Here is an 18,969-nt window from a genome sequence, read left to right on the forward strand (position 1 = left end):
AATCATCTCCCTCTCTTCCTTGCCCACGGAATCACCAATCCGATTCTGTGCAAAGCCCTCCTTGTGGGAGAAGGTGGCCACGAAGCGGCCGAATGAGGGGTGTTCCAGCTTGGCACCGCCGCACTCCGTCCAACACCCCTCAACCGTCTTGGCGCTGCGCGCCAATCCACCTTCTCCCACAGGGGAGAAGGGAAGATCACGCCTCGAGCCAGACCTATCGTGTCGGCATCGATCCGCGCAATGAACGCTTGACCTCAAGTTAACTTGAGCTTGTAGCATTGGCTTGCACGGATGGAAGGAGCATCGGCAATGCTGACGAATATGGATTTCCACGGTCTTCGCGTAGCGGTCACGGGTGGCACGTCCGGCCTCGGGCTGGCGCTTGTGCGGCAGCTCGCCGCGCACGGTGCGAGCGTCGCATTCGTCGCACGCACTGCCGCAAACGTCGAGCGCATTGCTGACGAGACGGGCGCGCACGGCATTGTCGGCGACCTCGGCAAGAAGCACGACATCTACCCGATCGCGTTGCAGGTCACCGCCAGCCTCGGCGGGCTCGACGTCCTTATCAACAATGCATCGAGCCTCGGGCCGGTGCCTCTTGCGCTGCTCGCCGACACCGAGTGCGAGGATCTGGAAAAAGCGCTTGCGGTCAATCTCGTCGGCGCGTTTCGCCTGACCAAAGCGCTGTTCGGTGCGCTTGCCACGTCGGCGCGCGAGGGCCGTGGCGCGCTGGTGATCAAAATCTCCAGCGACGCGGCGATGAACGCCTATCCTGGCTGGGGCGCGTATGGCGCGAGCAAGGCCGCTCTTGCCCATCTGACGGCGATCTGGGACGAGGAGGCGAAAGACGATGGCATAAGGTTCCTCGCGCTCGACCCCGGCGATATGGACACCCCGCTGCACGCGCTGGCCCTCCCTGATGCCGATCCGGCCACCTTGAAGCACCCCGATCTGGCAGCTGCCGAGATCATTGAAAAGCTGCTTGACGCGTTCCCGGCTGGCGCAGCGCCCCGCGCCGTGGCACGTGGATGATTGCCGCCGACCATCCGGATCGGCGCTCCGCCAGGCTGTTGGTCGTCATGGCGGACGGCGCGATGACCGACCTGCCGCGCGCTGACCTCGCGAAGCTGTTCGAGCCCGACGACCTGGTCGTCGCCAATGACGCCGCGACCTTGCCTGCCAGCTTGCACGGCACGCATGTCCCCAGCAGTGAAGCGATCGAGATCCGCCTGGCGGGCTGGCTGTCACTTGCCGATCCAACGCGTTTCGTGGCGATTGCCTTCGGCGCGGGCGATCACCGCACGCGCACCGAAGATCGGCTGCCTGCGCCTCCACTGTCACCGGGCAATCGCCTCCGGCTCGGCCCGCTTGAAGCCGTTGTGGAGCGCCTTCTCGACCATCCCCGCCTTCTCGAGCTGCGCTTCTTGGGCAACCGCGCAGCTGTGCTTGCAGGACTGGCGCAGCACGGCCGGCCGATCCAATACGCGCATGTTCCCGAGCCGTTGGCACTTTGGGATGTTTGGACGAAGATTGCCGCCCGGCCGATCGCGTTCGAGGCGCCATCGGCAGGCTTTGCGCTCGACTGGCGCACGCTTCAAAGCTGGCGGCGGCACGAAATCGGCTTCGCAACACTCACGCATGCCACGGGCATTTCCTCCACCGGGGATCACGCGCTCGACTCGCGACTTCCCTTCGACGAGCCATACCGCATCCCCGAGCACACCGCGGCGCAGGTCGCGCGGGTGAAGCTGCGCGGCAGCCGCATCATCGCGGTCGGCACGAGCGTAGTGCGTGCGCTTGAGGCGGCCGCCAATCCCGATGGCAGCGTGCGTGCAGGAGATGGCATTGCGACGGGCCGCGTCTCGCGGGACACGCCACTTGGCGTGGTCGATGCGATTGTCACAGGCGTCCACCAGCCGGGCGAAAGCCATTTCGAGCTCCTGCGCGCCTTTGCCGACGATGCTCTGCTCGCCAGCGTCTCCGCAGCCTTCGCCGCGCACCGATACCGCGCGCATGAATTCGGCGATTCCATGCTGCTCAATCGGCAAATGCTGGATCGATCGCACGAACCGAACCGTGCGCGAGACGCAGCCTCTACTCTATAGGCGATCCAGATCTTGGTTTTCCAGGGCTTCCGGAAAACAATGTTTTGACGAATCGGGGTCAGGAGTTCGAATCTCTTCGGGCGCGCCAATCGGATGTACATTCCAAAATCGTATCGCGACGTTCAGTTCTGACCCAACGGCGACTTTTGTCTGGACCGCCGGTAGGTCTCGTCAGGGTGAAAACCGGAGTTCGACGCGAACCCAACAGAGAGCTGCTGCTCACGGCTGCTCTACGCGCTCAGTCCTCGGACAAGCCGGCCAGAGAACTGTCCTTCCAGAAGCGACGCGGGATCAAGGGACGTCGCCTGGCCGGACGTGACGCGCAGGAGAGGGCATCTTTGCAACCGCGACGATCACTCCGGCACGCCGGAGATGCCCAGCGCCTCGACGTAACTCTCGGCGAACACCTTGTCCCGCCACGGGTTGATCTGTCTCTGCAGGGTGAGCGTGTAGGTCGGGAACGCCTCCATCAGCCGCCGCGCCGCCGCCTGCGCCTCGTCCAGCCGGTTGAGTTTGACCAGCGCCATGATCACCACCCGGTGCGAGGAGCCGTAGTTCGGCATCTCGTGCAGCGCGCGTTCTCCCCACGCCAGCGCTTCTTCGTAGCGCTCGAGCATCAGGTAGCTCATCCCGATGCCGGAGAGCGCGATGCCCTTCTCGGGGTCGACCGGGCTCAGCCGCATTGCCCTGTGAAAGTGCTCGATCGCCACGAGCGGGCGGCTGGAATGTGCGTTCACCCAGCCGCTGCCCGTATGGCCCTGCGCCGAATTGGGGTTGAGCAGCAGGGATCGTTCGATCGTGCCCAGCGCCATCTCGTAGTCCTTCGCGCTGTAGGCGATCACCTGCGCGGCGAAGCGTAGGCTCGTGGGGTCGTCGCGCGCTTCCGCCAGTACCTCGCGCGCCATGCGCGCGGCGACCCGGGTATCGTCGGGCTCGTGCCAGCACTGGCTCACGGATAGGCTGCGGATATAGGCGCCGAGTGCCTTCGCCAAGTTGAAGCTAGGGTCGATGCTGAGCGCCTCGTTGGTGAGCCGGCGCACGTCGGCAAAGCCTTCGCGCGTCATGCTGTAGAAGCGCGGCAGCGCGCGAAGGTAGAGGTCGTAGGCGCTGATGTAGTCGGTAGGCTTCATGCGCGCCTGCTTGATCTCCTCCAGCCGGATGCTCGGCTCGACGGCGCCGACGACGCTCTCGGTCACCTTGTCCTGCAGGTCGAAGATGTCGCTCACGTCGCCCTCGAAGCGGTCGGCCCAGACATGGTGTCCGCTGATCGCGTCCACCAACTGCCCACTGATGCGCACCCGCGATCCTGCTCTGCGGATGCTGCCTTCGAGCACGTAGCGGACGCCTAGCTCGCGCCCGACCTGGCGCAGGTCCACCGCCCGGCCCTTGTAGGTGAAGGACGAGTTGCGGGCGATCACGAAAAAGGAGTTCACCCGGCTCAATCCCGTGATGATGTCCTCCACCAGCCCGTCGGCGAAGTATTCCTGGTCGGGGTCGCCGCTCATGTTGGTGAAAGGCAGAACCGCGATCGAGGGTTTCTCGGGCAGGGGAGGCAGTGCAGCCACCGAGGCGCTGGCGTCGGTCTCGACGCGGTAGGCGCGCACAGGCCGCGCGATATTCTTGAGGCGCAGGTCGCCGAGCGGCGTGAAGCCGTAGTCGAGCTTGCCCTGAAGGTGGTCGTAGGCGGTGCCCGAGACGACCACGGTGCCGGGATCGGCGATGCTTTCGAGGCGGGCGGCGATGTTGACCCCGTCGCCGTAGAGGTCGCCGTCCTCCTCGCAGACCACGTCGCTGAGATTGACGCCGATGCGGAAGCGAATACGCTCTTCCTCAGGCGTCTCCGCCTCGTGTTCTGCCAGGGCCTGCTGGATCGCCATCGCCGAGGTCACCGCGTTAACGACGCTCGCGAACTCGCACAGCATGCCGTCGCCGGTGAGCTTGACGATCCGACCCTGGTGCTCGGAGACCAGCGGTTCGAGGAGATCCTTGCGGTAGATCTTCAGCCGCTCGAGCGTGCCGCGCTCGTCGCGCTCCGTCAGGCGCGAATAGCCGACCACGTCGCAAGCCAGGATCGCTGCGAGGCGGCGCTGCGTGGTCATTGCACCGCTCAGCCAAGCCCCTGCACGCGGGCCGCCCCGCGTCCATGTCCTGCTAACTTCCGGACGCCCTGTGTGCATGGTATCCATCTCTCCCAGTCGCCGCCCGTCGCCGATACAGAACGGAGGATGCAGCTGACCTTGCCTTCACGAGACTTCGCTATCCCGCTTGCGAGGCGTGGAGCGTTCCAGTCGCCGCGCTAACAGCCAACCGACGACACGCCCACGCAGCCTCTGGGACGCTGACCACTCTCCCAGAAGGCCGGAAATATTTCCTGCTCTGTGTAACCGGTTGACGCCACCGTGGCGGTGCTTTGTCACCGCGATGTAACAGCGAAATGCCCTACGAACGCCCGCATCACACAAGACGTTCGCGCTTAGAGGTGCTGAGGTCGGCAAGTGGCGCAAAGCCGACCCTCCGCTCCGAGAAGTGATCTTAGAAATCAATGGGCGCAGCAATGACATAGCGGTGCCCAGTTTCATCCTCTCCGGCGCGCCATATGCAGCCGATAGTCGGTGACCGCAAACGGCAGCACATTTTTTTGTTTCTGGCAGATCAGCGGCGATCGGCGGATGGGAAAGCGCCAGCACATTTCCATGGCTGTCATAATCCTGTTGCGCCGTCGCAACGCCTGGTGATGTCTGATGGATCCACCCTTTGCTCAACTCACCCGCAAAGCGAGCTTGCCGACGTAGTGGGTGGCAAGCGCTCGGTGCGCATCAACAACCCTGTCGAACGGGAATGTACGGGCGACATGAACGTCGAACGGGCCAGAGTCGATCAGGCGGTTAAGCTTGTCGGTCGCGTCCTGGCTGCGTGCGCCGTTGTAGCGAATGAGCTCCACGCCGGGCCGGACTTTTGGGTCGGGCATCGCGCCGTGCGGGCAGGCGACCCGACCGCCGTCGCGCACTGACGTCAGCGCGCGGTTGGCCGCCTCACCGCTTACTGTGACAAGGGCAGCGCCGAGGCCGCCGGCGGCGAATTCACGAGCGGCCGCCACCACGTCGTCCTTGCGCCCGTTGACGACGGCGTCGGCGCCCAGCCGCTGCGATAGCGCCACGCCGTCATCGCCCGAGGCCACCGCCAATACGCGGGCGCCCAATCGTTTTGCGAGTTGGATGGCCATGTGACCGATACCGCCGCTGGCGCCGAAGATCATTATTGTATCGCCCTGCTTTAGGCCGACCTCTTCCAGGCCGCTGAGCGCGGTCAACGCATCCCAGCCCATGACGCCGGCTTGCTCGATCGTGAGCTTGGCGGGGATGAGCGACAGGTTGTCCGCATCCGTCACTGCGTAGGTGGCATAGGTTCCACCCTTGGGAAGCGGCATGGATGCAGCGTACACCCGGTCGCCTTCCCTAAAGCGGCTAACCTGGCTGCCAACGGCGACGACTGCGCCCGCGCAGTCCCAGCCGAGCACATAGGGGAATGTCGACGGCATTCCGAAAGCCCCGTCGTACAGGCCCTCACGCTCGAGCGCGTCCCACGAGGCCACGCCGGCCACTTCGACGCGGATTAGGACATCGCTCGGCCCGACCTCGGGCACTGGCACGGCTCGCACAGTAACGAGCTCGGCTCCACCGAACCGGTCGATGGCGGCGGCCTGCATTGTATCCGGTTTTGCATTCCTCATGCTTTTTCTCCTAAAAATACTGTTGGTCATGAAGCGGCCACCGCTTCCAGCGGTCGTCAATCGAGCCTCGCCGACGTGATTTGTTGTTTCGCGCCGGCGAAGCAGGAGTTCGCTTTTCGGAGGCGTCCCATGATTGGTTGATGATGAAGGCTTGGATCGCCTTCCTGTCCCTTTTGCTGTCCTGTCCCGGACGGTCGTGCGATATTCCGCTTCAAGCAGCGCGGGCGAGCGCCTATCCCATACGTCCAGTGTCCAGGCACCGATTGCAGGCATCATTCCGACATCCCATATTTTGATTGGCGCAACGCTCGGCTCGCTTGTCGTTCCGAGGAAGAGCTATGATTTGGGAAGCGCGACACCAATACGCACGCAGGCGTAAGTGGTTACCTGCCGGTAAGGAGGGCAAGGTGAACAGACCCACCGAGAATGGTTTTGCAACCGCGATAAAGATGGTCTCCGGCAAGTGGAAGCTGGACATCATCTGCGAACTCGGCGCGACATCACGCAGGTTCGGCCGGCTGCGGCAGTCAATTCCGGCGATCAGCGAAAAGATGCTGACGCAGCAGCTGCGAGAACTCGAGGCAGACGGGCTTGTGAACCGAAAAGTCCATCCGGGTTCTCCGGCGAAAGTCGTCTATTCGTTGACGGAAAACGGATCGACGCTCTGTGCTGGGGCAGAGGGCTTATGCCGCTGGGGTGAACAGTTCCATTGCTCGGGTCAGCCGGAATGATCTTCCCCTTGACCAATGACCGGTTGGGTCCGCTTTTGGCTGTTCAGCCGGGGCGGCAAGGGCAGTTTATGAGGCGCAAGGCGGACCGCTCCGAGCGGTGATCTCAGAAAAGGCGCAACAACAATATACGAGTTCCCAGTTTCATCCTGTCCGGCGAACTTCTTTGGCTCGACTGCGGTGCGCGCTCTGCATGCCCAGCCATTGAGTTTCACCTCGATTTGGCTTTGCGTTGCGCTATCTAGCCAAAAATGGAGGCAGCCATGCGTATGACGTTCCTACTGGTGACGTCAGCGACGGTGATGGCGACAGTCGTTGCCCACGCGGACAGTCAGTCCTCGAACACAAGCTCGAATAGCTCGTCGAACAACGGCGTTGTGCGTGAGCGAATTGTCGAGACCTACTGTGAAGACGACTATTGTGAGACCTACGTCAAACGCAGGGTTTACCAGGAGGACCGATCCTCCCGTCGTTACAAGGACTATGATCGTCGCCGCTATCGCGACCGCTATACGGATGATGACGACGACTAGGGGAAAAAAGCCGCCCCGCTGACGCACGCGAGCGCTCGATTTTGGACCGGATCGGCGGCCCAGCTTCTCGCACCGAGATGCTTTTGGCGCACCAGGGGCGACGATGACGGTATCGGCTTCGCGACCCTGCGGCGACGAGGAATTATCGTCGCCAGAAGGGCTTGGCGATCTCTGCCTCGACCTGTCGTCTCGTCAGACCGATGTCGTCGATCAAATGGGGATTGTCCTTCGACATCTGCTCAAGTTCCCAGCGAAAGCGTTTGCGCTCGTCCCAGGCCGCGATAATGCTGCGCAAGGTCGTCAGGTGCCGACGCGACATTTCCGCCGGCTCCACGGGCGTTGCCCCTGCCTGATGTGGGGCCGATGCAAGAGTATCGTTCATAGCAACCTCCATCGGTTTGAAGGTCCAGGGACCCTCGACCTGAAAGAGGCTGAATTCTGCAGGATACGAACAGCGTCGTAATTAAGCTCTGCCAAATAGTTCTCAAAACTTCCAAACGGGCTATAGATACGCCGCATGCAGGGATCGCGCTTTGCCTTTGGTCCGTTCGTGCTTGATTCCGGTGCGGGAACGCTGCTTCGCAACGATGTCCCCGTTGCCGTTGGCTACCGCGGGCTAAAGCTGCTTGCGGCGCTCGTTGGACGAGCCGGCGAGATCCTTGAGAAGGCCGAGTTGATGGACGCGGCGTGGCCGGGCACGGCCGTCGAGGAAGGCAACCTCACCGTGCAGATCGCGCTGCTGCGAAAGCTGCTTGGCCCGGCTGCAGATGGTGGCGACTGGATCGCCACGGTTCCGCGCGTCGGCTACCGCTTCACGGAGGCCGTCGAACAGCTCGGCGCGAAGCGAAAACCTTTACCGCTGCCCGGCAAGCCATCGATAGCGGTGCTGCCCTTTGTCAATGTCAGCAACGATCCCGAGCAGGAATCCTTCGCGGATGGCTTGACCGAAGACCTGATTACCGACCTGTCCAGGATCTCCGGGCTGTTCGTCATCGCACGCAACTCGGCCTTCGCCTACAAAGGCAAGGCGATGGACGTGCGCGATATCGCGCAGGATCTCGGCGTGCGCTACCTGCTGGAGGGGAGCGCACGACGTGCTGCGGGGCGCGTGCGCATCAACGCCCAATTGGTCGACGCAGTGAGTGGCGACCATTTGTGGGCAGAACGCTTCGATCGCAGCCTGGAAGACATTTTTGCCCTTCAGGACGAGGTCACCGGCAAGATCGTCGAGGCGTTGCTCGGCAGGCTGCGCGCACCGCCGCCGCGCAACCGGCCCAAAAGTCTTGAGGCCTACGATCTCTGCGTGCGGGCGCGCAAGCTGATGGATGACACGCCGCAGACGGCGCGCGAAGCGCATCTGATGCTTACCCGCGCGGTTTCGCTCGATCCGGAATATGCCGAGGCCTATCGCTGGCTTGCCATGAACCACTGGATGGGACGGGTGCATTCCGGCGGACCAACCGAAACGTCCCGTAGCGTTGCGTTGGAACTGGCGCGCAAAGCCGTGGCGATCGATCCGAACGATGCCGGCTGCCGCTGGGTTCTGGCTTACCTGCTTGCCTATGAGCGCAGCTTCGCCGAGGCGGATGCGGAATTCGCCAGGGCGATCGAGCTCGATCCGAACGAGGCCGATGCCTGGGCGGCATTGTCCGACATCGCGGTCCTGGCCGGACGGGTCAAGGAAGGCCTTGAGCACATTCGCAAGGCGTTCCGGTTGAACCCGTTTCCGGCAAGTTGGTACTATCTGACGCTTGGCCAGGCGCAATATGCGGCCGGCCAATACGAAGCGGCTGTCGAAACACTGCGCAGGGACGAGACTTATCGTACAAGCTCGCGCCGCTTCCTGGCGGCAAGCCTTGCCCAACTGGGCCAAGTCGACGAGGCGCGCGCAGAGGCCGAACTGTTCCTCGTCGGCAACCCGCATTTCACCACCCGGCACTGGGCCGCAACGGAGCCATTCCGCGACGCTGTGACGCTCGAGCATTTCGTCGATGGCTTCCGCAAGGCCGGTCTTCCGGAGTGACGTGCCGGCCTCCCAAACGCTTTCGCACCGTTCGTGCGACTATTCCTCAAAGCGACTCGTGGCGTCACGATCGCGCTCGTACCGCCTCGTGAGCGGAAACGGCGGCAACCAGGACTCGCGACGGATTATCCAGCTTTCGTAGGTTGGCATCAGTTGGTCAGGGGCATCCAGTGATCCCAGGTTCACTTCGATTTCGTCTGCGGTGCGTCCGAAAATTGTCGAGCCGCAGCGGGGGCAGAAAAACCGCCCGGCGTAGTCGCGCGTCTCGCCTTCGATCGTCACCGCATCCTGGGGGAACACCGCCGAAGCGTTAAAAAGGGCGCCATGGTGCTTGCGGCAGTCGAGACAATGACAGATGCCGACCCGGTATGGGAGCCCCGACGCCACAATCCGGACGCTGCCGCACAGGCAACTGCCAGTGAATCGGTCCATGCTGCGTCTCCTCCAAAATCAAGCGGTCGCAATGGCTACAACGAACGGCACCGTCATTGCAATTGCCCCGTGCGGGGCCGTCTGCGGGACGCATCGACTTCCGCGGTGGGCGATAGCTGGCTCGCTTGCTGCAGCCGCAGCCAGCTTGAAAGTTCGGACGAAGCGGCCCTTTCGCTCTTGACAATTACACTCGTCAACGCGCATTGACAGGAATGATTGTCAATGTGAGGGCTGCATGCTCGATATCGAAGTCATAGATCGGCCGAGCGCGGCCGCCGCCGCGTTGGAGCCCGTTCGGAGTCAACTCCTTTCAGAACTGCGGGAGCCGGCCTCGGCCGCTACCCTCGCCACACGCCTCGGCCTCAAGCGGCAGAAGATCAATTACCACCTGCATGCTCTGGAGGAGCACGGGCTTGTCCAAGTTGCAGACACGCGCAAGTGGGGTGGCCTGACGGAGCGGCTCATGGTGGCGAGCGCCACAAGCTATGTCGTCTCGACGAGCGCACTGGGTCCGGTCGGCGCCGATCCGGACCGCACCCCGGACCGCCTGTCGGCAAGCTACCTGATCGCGCTCGGCGCCCGGCTGGTGCGGGAGATCGGAGCTCTGCAGCGCGCCGCCACCGGTGCCGGCAAGCGCTTGGCGACCTTGGCGATCGACACCGAAATCCGCTTCCGCTCCGCCGCCGACCGCGCCTCGTTCACGCGTGAATTGACTGAGGCCATCACCACGCTGGCGGCACGCTATCACGACGAAACTGCGCCGCAGGGACGGTCGCATCGCCTTGTCGTGACGGCGCATCCGTCACCAGCCAAACCGCAAGGAAAGGAGGTTCAGTAAAAAGATGCTGCCGGCGATCGCTCGGTCGATGCAGCAAGCATCGCAAAACGGGAGGAGCCAAAATGGCGAACCTGGCTTGGAAAGCACTTCCCAACGCCCGCGGAGTAGCGCTGCAGGGGAAACGCAATTGTCAGTTTCATCCACGCTGGCGGCGCCGACGAAGCTTTCCGAGCTATGATTGCCGACTTCGTGCGGGCAAGCCGCTGGGGTGCTTCTGCGCAGTCTGCTCCGCAAGCAGATCGAAGAGCCATGCCACGCCCGCATCCATCATCGCGACCTTGGGAGCGACGGCGTTGAGCCGGAAGCCGGGCAACGGCAACGGGGCATCGAGGCTCAGCACGCCGAAACGCGCCGCATGCATGGCAACGAACCGCCGCGGCAGGGCCGAGATGAGGTCGGTCTCGGCGATGACCGCGAGCGCAAACATGAAGTTCGGAACCGTCAACGCAACCCGTCGCGCCCGGCCTTGCTTGGCCAGATGTTCATCGACGAAGCCGTAAGGATCGCCGCTGTCCGAGACGACCAGATGCTGCATGCTGCAGTATCGCTCCAGGCTCGGATCACGCGCGAACGGATGTCCAGGGCGCATGGCAATGACAAAGTCCTCTTCGTAGATGCAGCGCTTTTCGAAGCGAGGCGGGATGTCATCGGACGGAATGATCGCGATATCGATGGCGTGCGCCTCGAGATCGACAATCGCGCTCCGCCAGACGCGGGCTAGCGAGGGCAAGATCTGACGCACGCCGACGTCGATGCGTGGCGCAATCCGGCTGAGTTCGGCGAGGAGCGGGCGCAGGATCACGGCTGAGACACCGTCCGGTGCGCCGATTGCGAACCGGCGCATAGCCGTGGCGGGATCGAAGGGCGCGGCAGTCGCCATCACGCTGCGCACGCGCGCCAGAACGTCGGCGATCGGCGCGGCGAGTTCCGTTGCACGCGCCGTCGGCACCACGCCCTTGGGCGTTCTCAGGAACAGCGGATCGTTGAGGAGCCGGCGCAGCCGGCCGAGTCCGTGACTGACTGCCGATGGCGTCAGGTTAAGCCGGTCCGCCGCCCGGCCCACGTGGCCCTCTCCGAGCACGGCCTCGAAGAGGACGAGGAGATTGAGATCGGTGCGCGAAAGATCAATTGCGTTCAGCATATTCCTGAAATCATATCTTTGGCTTCATCAAGATCAACATGCAATTCTGCCGGCTGAGCGGTGCATCGCTCGGACGAACGCGAATGGCGGCTCGAGCACCGTCACGCGGACCCGCTCGTCCCGGGTGTCAGCCTGGAGCAGGCGGCCGCGCTGGCCCGCCGCTGCCGGCATTCACGACGAAATTGCCGCGCTCTGAAGCTCCCAAGGTCGCCGCCGCCGTCCTTGCCGGTCGCCAAGATGATTGCCGCCGACTGGCTGCACGGCAACGAGGCGATGCGAGAGACGGTCTAGCCAGTTGGCGCATGACCCCGAAAATCGGAATCGATTTCGCAAGCGATCATGCGCCAGATCAAAAGCTACAGCGGACCCAAAGAGATGGCACCGCCCATTACAAGGCCCGTTGCGCCGGCGGCTCTTTCGCCACTGCGGCTTCCTCCTGGCTGAGGGCGCCCGGCCGGAGCTTGAAAAGGATCAGCAGCGGCCCGGCGACGAAGATGGAGGAATAGGTCCCGGCGAGGATGCCGAAGATCATTGCGACCGTGAAGGACTGGATCACCTCGCCGCCCCAGATCGAAAGCGCCGCCAGCGCAAACAGCGTGGTCACGCCGGTCAGGACCGTTCGCGCCAGCGTCTGGTTCATCGACAGGTCGAGCAGCTCGGCAATCGGCATCCTTTTATAGCGGCGCAGATTCTCGCGGACCCGGTCATAGACGACAACCGTATCGTTGATGGAATAGCCGACAATAGTCAGGATCGCGGCAATCGAGGTCAAATTGAACTCTATGCCGGCGACGACGTAGAAGCCGACCATCAGGATCACGTCGTGGAACGTCGAAATGATGGCGCCGAGCCCGAACTGCCACTCGAACCTGATCCAGATGTAGACGAGCATCGCCAGCAGCGAGGCGAGCACGCCCATTGTGCCGTTGAACGCGAGTTCGGACGACACTGTCGGACCGACGACCTCGATGCGGCGGAACTCGTAGTCGGTTTCGAGCGCGCTTCTTACCTTCCCGACGGCGGACTGTTCGGCAACGTCGCCGCCCCCCTGGGTGCCGATGCGGATCAGCACATCCCGGGCCGAGCCGAACTCCTGCACCTGCACCTCACCCAGATCGAGACCTGTCAGCCGCTCACGGATGTCGCCGATGTCGGCCTGCTGGCCCTTTGCCTGCACCTCGATGCTCGAACCACCGCGAAAGTCGATGCCGTAGTTCATGCCGACAGTGAAGAACAGCACCGCCGAAGCGATCGACAACAGCACGGACAGCGTGAAGGCGTATTTTCTGAATGCCATGAACGGCACGCGCGTGTCGTCGGGCACCAGCCGCATGACACCGGCGGGCATGGTTTTCGGCCGCTGCCGGCGAAGCCAGAACGCGACCAGCCAACGCGTCAGCGTGAACGCCGTGAACACGGTGGTGACGATACCGATGGCGAGTGTGACGGCAAACCCCTTGATCGGCCCCGAGCCGAGGAAGAACAGGATGACGGCGGCGATCAGCGTCGTCACATTGGCGTCGACGACAGTCGCCAGCGCCTGTTTGAACCCGGAATCCATCGACTGCACGATCGAGCGCCCTTGGCGGTTCTCTTCGCGGACGCGCTCGAAGATGATGACGTTGGAATCGACCGCCATGCCCATCGTCAGCACGATGCCGGCGATGCCAGGCAGCGTCAGCGTCGCCCCGAGCACGGACAGGACGGCGATGATCAGTGCGACGTTCGCGAGGAGCGCGATATTCGCGATCAGCCCCAGTCGCCCATAGGCGAACAGCATGAAGCCGACGACGAGGACCCCGGCGATGATTGCCGCGAACTGGCCCGCCTCGATCGAATCACTGCCGAGGCTCGGACCGACGGTGCGCTCCTCGACGATGGTGAGGTCGGCAGGCAGTGCACCGGCGCGCAGCAGGACCGCAAGATCGTTCGCGCTCTCCACCGTGAAACTCCCGGATATCTGCCCGGTGCCGCCCAGGATCGGTTCGCGGATCTGAGGCGCGGAGATCACCTCGTTGTCGAGGATGATCGCGAACAGGCGCCCGACATTGGCCTGGGTAGCCTGACCGAAGCGGGTGGCGCCGCGGCTGTCGAAGCGAAACGAGACCACCGGCTCGTTGGTGCGCTGGTCGAAGGTTGCCTGCGCATCGACAAGGTTTTCGCCGGAAACGATGATCCGGTTCTCGATCAGATGCGGAACCCGCGGCTCTTCCGTCGAATACATAACCGTCGAGCCCGCCGGCGGGCGGCCGGAGATCGCCTCCTCGACCGGGATCGACTGGTCGACCATCTGGAAGGTCAGCTTAGCCGTCTGTCCGAGGATATCCTTCAGCCGCTGCGGATCCTGCAGGCCCGGCACCTGGACCATGATGCGGTCCGATCCCTGGCGCTGGATGATCGGCTCGGTCGTGCCGAGTTCGTTGACGCGCCGGCTCACCACCTCGATCGATTGGGTCAGCGCCGCAGCGATCCGGTAGTCGATCCCGGCTTCGGTCAGCGTGAAGCGCAGCAGGCCCGGTTCCGGCTCGGTCATCTCCATCTCGGTCACCGAGCCGCTCATGAACATGCCCGTCGAGATCGGCTGCGCCAATCTTTCGAGCGCGCTCTTCGCCGCTTCGATCTGGCCTTGGTCGCGAATGCGGACCTGGATGGAATTGGCGGTGCCGGCAAGCCCGGTATAGCCGATCTGGGCATCGCGCAGCGATGTGCGGACCTCGTCGCGTGCCGATTCGAGACGTTCGTTGGCAAGGTCCTGCCGATCGATCTGGAGCAGGATGTGCGAGCCGCCCTGCAGGTCGAGCCCCAGCGTCAGCTGCTGCTTTGGCAGCCAATTCGGCAGCGATGCCAGAGTGGAGGCTGGAACCAAATTGGGAGCTGCGTAAAGAATACCGGCCAGGACCGTCAGCCAGATGAGAATGGTCTTCCAGCGTGAAAAATGCAGCATGTTCTTGTCCGTTCAGCCCATATCGGGCGCAAACCGCCTCCGACAAGAGCTTTGGCGTTCCGATCGGCGAGCAACTCGACGAACGGAACGCGGTGTGAAAGTTTTGCGGGTCTAGGGCCGCGGTCGCGGCCAGGTTCACGCCGTGAGAAGCGGAGGCGCGCGCGCATCAAAGGCGCGGATCGGCGACAGTTCCGGCCGGCCGTCAGACCATATGCCAAACGGCGCGGCTGACGCGGTTTCGAGCGGCAGCCGCAAATCCGGGATAATGCAAAACGGTTTGCCATCTCTCGCAATGACAGGTGTCTTGACACGGGAAGTCTCAGCACCGACGTGGCGCGCAATGCTGCGGGCAAGGGCAGTCGGGTGTGTGACCGGCTCGGTCGCGCCGATTTGGCCTTTGGCTAGGTCTTGCGCAACCTGGTCGGCTGTTGCCGCAGGAATGGTCCAGATCAGAAAGAGCAACGAAGCCAGCAGCCGCAGACCGGCACCCAGGCTGAGCACGACGCCGGGCCCGTCCCGTCCTCGGCCGCCTCGTCTCATCCCATCGCTACGGCTTTCATACACTGCGACCAATACGCTTTCGCTTTCGTTGCCTCGGTAAGCGGCGAGCCGCTTTCCTGGTCTAACTATAGCACTTGCGTTGCGAATTGAAGCGCAGCTTTTACGTACTCAAAGGGTAAGTCAGTTGGCCGATCGGTTGGCAGCCTACCGCTTCTCGATCAACCGGACATAGTTTTGCAGGATACCGCACCAGCCACGATCGGATTCGAAGATCTCACGCACCGCTTCACCGGCCGCGCCCATGTTCTCAAGCTGACGATGCTCGAGCTCGACGCGAGTCGCGTTCTCGCCGGCCTCGGAGAACTTGACCTCGACTTCGGTCAGCAGCGACGGATCATATTGCCAGTCGGCGCGAATCCGCCATGCCAGGACGATGCGGTTTGGCGGTTCCCAGGCCAGCACTTCGCCCCAGTCGCATTCCGTCCCATCCTCGCCACCGATATCAGCATGTATTCCAAGGCGATGGCGGCAAGCGGCGTCGCTATTGCGAGATTATCGATCGGCTGGTGGCGCACGGGCTGGCACGCGCTGGTCGATCAGCTTGACCGTGCCAACGGCCCAAAAAAGCCGATGATACGCGTTATTCGCTTATGACCAGGGTCGAGGAAGGCTATGTCCAAACCCTCAGGGAAGGACGATCGATCAGGCATCACAAACTTCCACGCAAAGCGTGCGATCCCATGATGAACATCCACGTCACTTGTCCGTAGGATGCGGGCACCGGGACGCTTGGCCAGAACTCTTGCGATGTGCGCGAGCAGTTCTTCCGCGCCAGTCGCATGGACTGTAGGGTCTGTGTATGTCGCGCCATCGCTCCAGATCGGTAACAGCAATGCCCGCCGCTGCTCGGCGTTCTGATCGGACCAAGCAGCACAATACGAATCGATGAGAAGCGTCAAAGGCATTCTATTCCCCCAAGTAGGTCACTGGTCTGACCGGCCCATGCTCGGACAACAAAGCCCGAACCCGCTGGCTGACGGCAAAGCGTGGTCCGCCTCAATAAGGCCGGAGACCAAATCCGCTCAGCCAGTCAGAAGGGATCCGCATCGCACTCCAGATCGGAGAGATCTCTTATCCGGACTTCCCAGAAATTGCGACAACACTGCGAAATCATCATGTAAGTGGCCAGCTGCAATCGCCCGTTGGAAGATCGCGTCGTAACCGTCGGCCACAGAGCGGTCGATCTTGCGCGCCTCCATCAGCTCCAAAAGATGCTGGAATGCGCCGTAATGCGGGGAGATCGACGGGAGCGTCTCATCGTCGCTGGCAAAACGGCCAGCATCCGTTCGCTTGATCAGGTCGGCGACAAGCCCGTCAACAACAGGCGCTGTTGCGGTCCACTGCCGAGCCAACTCGCCGAGGTCGATCTCTTCGGCCTGACTCACGGCGATCGCATGCAGCGTGCCGAACAGCGCGCCCCACATGAGAGCAAGCAGCGCGCTATCAAGTGCGTTCGCACGTCCCGGCTCTTCCCCGATATGCTGGACATTGCCGCCCAAGGCACGAAACATCTCCTCGTTCGCGTCGAAAGCCTGCCTTGGCCCCGAGATCAGTATCGTCCCGGCATCTGTGCCGATGAAATCCGGCGTGGCCATGATTGCGCCATCGAGATAGCTGGCTCCGTGCTCGGCAAACCATTCAGCGGCTTCACGTGCGCCATGCGGCGTTCCCGAAGTGAGTTCCACGACCAGCTTGCCGCGAATAGCTGAAGCAACAGCATCGTCGTGCAGAACTGCAGCGGTTGCCTGGTAGTCGCTTACGTTCACAATGACAATTTCAGCCGCATTGACAGCTTCCAGGACGGACCCCGCGACAGTGGCGCCGAGCGTGGCCAGCGGTTCGGCCTTCTGTTTCGTCCTGTTCCAGACCGTCGTCCGATATCCCGACCGGAGCAGGGCGCGGGCGAGCGCCGATCCCATACGACCCGTCCCGACAACGCTGATTGAAAGCTTCATTGCAACACTCCATGCCAATAGACGCCAATAGGCGAGCGGCGCCATGGTTTTGCCGTCAAGGGCAGAGGTATGTCGGAGTGAATGGGGCGCACAATACGCACCTGGAGGTAAGTGGTTACCCAAGGGTAAGGAGAGCATCATGAATGAGCCGACGGGCAATTGCGGCTTCGCAACGGCGATCAAGGCGATCGAAGGGAAGTGGAAAGTGGATATTCTTTGTGAGCTTGGAACGGCGTCTCGCAGGTTCGGCCGATTGAGGCAGTCCATTCCGCCGATCAGTGAAAAGATGCTGACGCAGCAATTACGCGAACTGGAGGCTGACGGGCTTGTGAACCGAGAAGCTATCCGGGATCGCCGACCAAGGTCGTCTATTCGTTGACAGAAAGCGGAGCGGCGCTCAATGCTGGAGCAGAGGCGTTATGCCGTTGGGGTGAGCAATTCCCTTCCCGCACCGATGCTTAAGGATGCCGTTCGCCATGCGAGTTGGAAGTTGGCTCATGGCGTTTCGCCCTCGGCCGGAAACAGCGACAGCCAATACCGGGCGATATCGTTGCGGCGCATGAAGACGGCGAAACTGTATGTCAATCCGCAGAACTCTGGACACAAGGATGCCGATCCACCACGCCAGGCGACAATTTCGGGGCCACCGCCCTTTGCGGGGCGCTTGTCTGGCTTGGAGCGGCATCAGTACGGCGTTTGCATTGACGGAAGTCTGGAGGTGCTCAGCTGGCTGTCAGTCCGTGTGTGCGCCCAGGCGCCACGGCACTGACCGATTCCCGCTCGACCAGCGGGCATTCAAGCTTGGTAATGGGGTAGCGGCCGCGGCCGGGCGGTGCAGGGACTTCCAATTGCTCGATCGCCCATTGCCCCATCGCCATATGCGGCAGGATCGACGTCGTCAAAGGTGGGAACAGATGCCGGGCGATTTCCTCGTCGTCATAGCCGATCACGGAAATATCCCCAGGGATGTGCAGGCCGGCTTCCTTCAGCGCTTCGTAGCAGCCGATCGCGGTTCGGTCGTTCTGGCAGAAGATTGCGGTTGGGCGGTCCTTGAGCGCCAGAAGCTTGACGGTCGCGGCGTAGCCGGCGCTCGCTGACCAGTCGCCCTCGACCACCAGCTCCGCATCGAACGGGATGTCGGCCGTCGCCAGCGCCCGGCGATAGCCCTTCAGCCGATCCTGCGCCGCCTGCATCCACGGCTCGCCGGTGATGGTGGCGATGCGGCGGTGGCCATGGCTGATCAGGTGGCGGGTGGAACTCTGCCCGCCGGCGATTTCGCTCGGCACCACGGCGGGGAAGGCGTAGTCGGCGGTATAGCAATTGAGCAGGATGACCGGGATATCGAGGTCGTAGAGATAGTCGGGCGCGGCGATCTCGCGCGTGAAGATGGTCATGTAGATCAGCGCCGAAATGCCTCGCTTGGTCAGTGCCGCAATCGCGCGCGGCTCCATGACGGAATCACCCAAAGTCTGAGCGACCAGCACGACGTTCCCGGCATTCCACGAGGCTTGGCGCGCTCCTTCTATGGCGACGACTGCCTCGGGACTGGTCGCCAGTTGATCGACTGCGAAGCCGATCACCCCGTCCAGCCCTTCGAAGGAGGCGATAGGGCTGCGAAGAGCAGAGAAGGCTGGTGGCGCATAGCCGAGACCCCGCGCGGCCTCAATCACCCGATCGCGGGTCTGCTGCGAGAGCCTTATGCCCGGCGTGTTGTTGAGGACGAACGAAACCGTTGCCTGCGAGCAGCCGGCGGCCCTGGCGATATCGGTCATGGTGACGCGACTCTTGGGATTCTTGGCCGATGGCTTTCGGCGCCGGGAGGCTTCGAGGGCAGGATCGCGCAGATCCGTTGGTTCGCTCATGGCATTGTATTCCATATTCCCGGCTTGGCTAACCAGCGGTCGTCCTGGGACATCATTAAAGGCAGGACGGCCGACGGCGCTTCGCATTTATAAAACAGGCACTCGATTAATCATTAT

General features: G+C 62.7%; 17 protein-coding genes and 1 pseudogene. 8 read left to right on the forward strand and 10 right to left on the reverse strand.

The genetic code is table 11. The features are described 5' to 3' along the window. Window positions 1-321 precede the first annotated feature (321 nt). Entirely contained in the window at window positions 322-1,032 is a 711-nt protein-coding gene (locus AC0L3O_RS16225; protein WP_473616135.1) for an SDR family NAD(P)-dependent oxidoreductase, read from the forward strand. Further along, window positions 1,029-2,105: an S-adenosylmethionine:tRNA ribosyltransferase-isomerase gene (locus AC0L3O_RS16230; protein ID WP_473616042.1), complete on the forward strand. Its 1,077-nt coding sequence runs from the start codon at window positions 1,029-1,031 to the stop codon at window positions 2,103-2,105. The genes AC0L3O_RS16225 and AC0L3O_RS16230 overlap by 4 nt, the downstream gene beginning before the upstream one ends. Before the next feature lie 353 nt (window positions 2,106-2,458). Here the strand turns inward: AC0L3O_RS16230 and AC0L3O_RS16235 are convergent, their stop codons facing one another. Continuing rightward, on the reverse strand, window positions 2,459-4,204 hold the full coding sequence (locus AC0L3O_RS16235; protein WP_287182174.1) for an adenylate/guanylate cyclase domain-containing protein: 1,746 nt from the start codon (window positions 4,202-4,204) through the stop codon (window positions 2,459-2,461). A 659-nt stretch (window positions 4,205-4,863) separates the two neighbouring features. Beyond that, the gene (locus tag AC0L3O_RS16240) at window positions 4,864-5,835 is read right to left on the reverse strand and encodes a quinone oxidoreductase family protein (RefSeq protein ID WP_473616043.1); all 972 of its coding nucleotides are present in this window, start codon (window positions 5,833-5,835) and stop codon (window positions 4,864-4,866) included. 338 nt (window positions 5,836-6,173) lie between these two features. Here AC0L3O_RS16240 and AC0L3O_RS16245 point away from each other — a divergent pair, with 338 nt between their 5' ends. Together AC0L3O_RS16245 and AC0L3O_RS16250 are read left to right on the forward strand one after the other, a co-directional pair. Further along, window positions 6,174-6,566: a winged helix-turn-helix transcriptional regulator gene (locus AC0L3O_RS16245; RefSeq protein WP_473616044.1), complete on the forward strand. Its 393-nt coding sequence runs from the start codon at window positions 6,174-6,176 to the stop codon at window positions 6,564-6,566. A 260-nt stretch (window positions 6,567-6,826) separates the two neighbouring features. After that, entirely contained in the window at window positions 6,827-7,096 is a 270-nt protein-coding gene (locus AC0L3O_RS16250; RefSeq protein ID WP_473616046.1) for a hypothetical protein, read from the forward strand. 142 nt (window positions 7,097-7,238) lie between these two features. Here AC0L3O_RS16250 and AC0L3O_RS16255 read toward each other — a convergent pair whose 3' ends face one another. Continuing rightward, window positions 7,239-7,478, reverse strand: coding sequence for a DUF1127 domain-containing protein (locus tag AC0L3O_RS16255; RefSeq protein ID WP_287064099.1), 240 nt, complete (start codon window positions 7,476-7,478; stop codon window positions 7,239-7,241). A gap of 135 nt (window positions 7,479-7,613) precedes the next feature. On the opposite strand from AC0L3O_RS16255, the gene AC0L3O_RS16260 reads away from it, so the two are divergent. After that, complete coding sequence (locus tag AC0L3O_RS16260) at window positions 7,614-9,119, forward strand: winged helix-turn-helix domain-containing tetratricopeptide repeat protein (RefSeq protein WP_473616047.1); 1,506 nt, start codon at window positions 7,614-7,616, stop codon at window positions 9,117-9,119. A 39-nt stretch (window positions 9,120-9,158) separates the two neighbouring features. On the opposite strand, the gene AC0L3O_RS16265 is transcribed toward AC0L3O_RS16260, so the two are convergent. Then, complete coding sequence (locus tag AC0L3O_RS16265; RefSeq protein ID WP_128244616.1) at window positions 9,159-9,551, reverse strand: GFA family protein; 393 nt, start codon at window positions 9,549-9,551, stop codon at window positions 9,159-9,161. Between the two features lie 235 nt (window positions 9,552-9,786). On the opposite strand from AC0L3O_RS16265, the gene AC0L3O_RS16270 reads away from it, so the two are divergent. Continuing rightward, a complete protein-coding gene (locus AC0L3O_RS16270; RefSeq protein ID WP_128172823.1) occupies window positions 9,787-10,389 on the forward strand; it encodes an ArsR/SmtB family transcription factor in 603 nt (200 codons plus the stop codon). 172 nt (window positions 10,390-10,561) lie between these two features. Here the strand turns inward: AC0L3O_RS16270 and AC0L3O_RS16275 are convergent, their stop codons facing one another. The 4 genes from AC0L3O_RS16275 to AC0L3O_RS16290 form a co-directional block, all read right to left on the reverse strand. Then, window positions 10,562-11,530: a LysR family transcriptional regulator gene (locus tag AC0L3O_RS16275; RefSeq protein ID WP_473616049.1), complete on the reverse strand. Its 969-nt coding sequence runs from the start codon at window positions 11,528-11,530 to the stop codon at window positions 10,562-10,564. Between the two features lie 388 nt (window positions 11,531-11,918). Next, window positions 11,919-14,474: a protein translocase subunit SecDF gene (gene secDF, locus AC0L3O_RS16280; protein ID WP_287246782.1), complete on the reverse strand. Its 2,556-nt coding sequence runs from the start codon at window positions 14,472-14,474 to the stop codon at window positions 11,919-11,921. Window positions 14,475-14,609: 135 nt separating this feature from the next. Next, on the reverse strand, window positions 14,610-14,975 hold the full coding sequence (locus AC0L3O_RS16285; RefSeq protein ID WP_287171476.1) for a hypothetical protein: 366 nt from the start codon (window positions 14,973-14,975) through the stop codon (window positions 14,610-14,612). Window positions 14,976-15,179: 204 nt separating this feature from the next. Continuing rightward, the gene (locus AC0L3O_RS16290) at window positions 15,180-15,437 is read right to left on the reverse strand and encodes an SRPBCC domain-containing protein (RefSeq protein WP_236393308.1); all 258 of its coding nucleotides are present in this window, start codon (window positions 15,435-15,437) and stop codon (window positions 15,180-15,182) included. A 45-nt stretch (window positions 15,438-15,482) separates the two neighbouring features. On the opposite strand from AC0L3O_RS16290, the gene AC0L3O_RS16295 reads away from it, so the two are divergent. Beyond that, on the forward strand, window positions 15,483-15,629 hold the full coding sequence (locus tag AC0L3O_RS16295; protein ID WP_236393309.1) for a hypothetical protein: 147 nt from the start codon (window positions 15,483-15,485) through the stop codon (window positions 15,627-15,629). A gap of 428 nt (window positions 15,630-16,057) precedes the next feature. On the opposite strand, the gene AC0L3O_RS16300 is transcribed toward AC0L3O_RS16295, so the two are convergent. Beyond that, window positions 16,058-16,990: an NAD(P)-dependent oxidoreductase gene (locus tag AC0L3O_RS16300; protein ID WP_473616050.1), complete on the reverse strand. Its 933-nt coding sequence runs from the start codon at window positions 16,988-16,990 to the stop codon at window positions 16,058-16,060. Between the two features lie 139 nt (window positions 16,991-17,129). Here AC0L3O_RS16300 and AC0L3O_RS16305 point away from each other — a divergent pair. Beyond that, window positions 17,130-17,452 (forward strand): annotated as a pseudogene (locus tag AC0L3O_RS16305) (winged helix-turn-helix transcriptional regulator). Between the two features lie 260 nt (window positions 17,453-17,712). Here the strand turns inward: AC0L3O_RS16305 and AC0L3O_RS16310 are convergent. Further along, window positions 17,713-18,852, reverse strand: a complete 1,140-nt coding sequence (locus AC0L3O_RS16310) for a LacI family DNA-binding transcriptional regulator (RefSeq protein WP_023796950.1) — start codon at window positions 18,850-18,852, stop codon at window positions 17,713-17,715. Between the last annotated feature and the right edge of the window lie 117 nt (window positions 18,853-18,969).

This window comes from Mesorhizobium sp. WSM4810, assembly GCF_055811235.1.

Excerpts from the sequence above, each read along its gene's own strand:
- AC0L3O_RS16270 (WP_128172823.1), top strand. The coding sequence starts at position 9,787 with ATGCTCGATATCGAAGTCATAGATCGGCCGAGCGCGGCCGCCGCCGCG.
- AC0L3O_RS16235 (WP_287182174.1), bottom strand. The coding sequence starts at position 4,204 with ATGACCACGCAGCGCCGCCTCGCAGCGATCCTGGCTTGCGACGTGGTC.
- AC0L3O_RS16230 (WP_473616042.1), top strand. The coding sequence starts at position 1,029 with ATGATTGCCGCCGACCATCCGGATCGGCGCTCCGCCAGGCTGTTGGTC.
- AC0L3O_RS16255 (WP_287064099.1), bottom strand. The coding sequence starts at position 7,478 with ATGAACGATACTCTTGCATCGGCCCCACATCAGGCAGGGGCAACGCCC.
- AC0L3O_RS16250 (WP_473616046.1), top strand. The coding sequence starts at position 6,827 with ATGCGTATGACGTTCCTACTGGTGACGTCAGCGACGGTGATGGCGACA.
- AC0L3O_RS16265 (WP_128244616.1), bottom strand. The coding sequence starts at position 9,551 with ATGGACCGATTCACTGGCAGTTGCCTGTGCGGCAGCGTCCGGATTGTG.
- secDF (WP_287246782.1), bottom strand. The coding sequence starts at position 14,474 with ATGCTGCATTTTTCACGCTGGAAGACCATTCTCATCTGGCTGACGGTC.
- AC0L3O_RS16295 (WP_236393309.1), top strand. The coding sequence starts at position 15,483 with ATGTATTCCAAGGCGATGGCGGCAAGCGGCGTCGCTATTGCGAGATTA.
- AC0L3O_RS16240 (WP_473616043.1), bottom strand. The coding sequence starts at position 5,835 with ATGAGGAATGCAAAACCGGATACAATGCAGGCCGCCGCCATCGACCGG.
- AC0L3O_RS16300 (WP_473616050.1), bottom strand. The coding sequence starts at position 16,990 with ATGAAGCTTTCAATCAGCGTTGTCGGGACGGGTCGTATGGGATCGGCG.
- AC0L3O_RS16225 (WP_473616135.1), top strand. The coding sequence starts at position 322 with ATGGATTTCCACGGTCTTCGCGTAGCGGTCACGGGTGGCACGTCCGGC.
- AC0L3O_RS16310 (WP_023796950.1), bottom strand. The coding sequence starts at position 18,852 with ATGAGCGAACCAACGGATCTGCGCGATCCTGCCCTCGAAGCCTCCCGG.
- AC0L3O_RS16245 (WP_473616044.1), top strand. The coding sequence starts at position 6,174 with ATGATTTGGGAAGCGCGACACCAATACGCACGCAGGCGTAAGTGGTTA.
- AC0L3O_RS16260 (WP_473616047.1), top strand. The coding sequence starts at position 7,614 with ATGCAGGGATCGCGCTTTGCCTTTGGTCCGTTCGTGCTTGATTCCGGT.
- AC0L3O_RS16275 (WP_473616049.1), bottom strand. The coding sequence starts at position 11,530 with ATGCTGAACGCAATTGATCTTTCGCGCACCGATCTCAATCTCCTCGTC.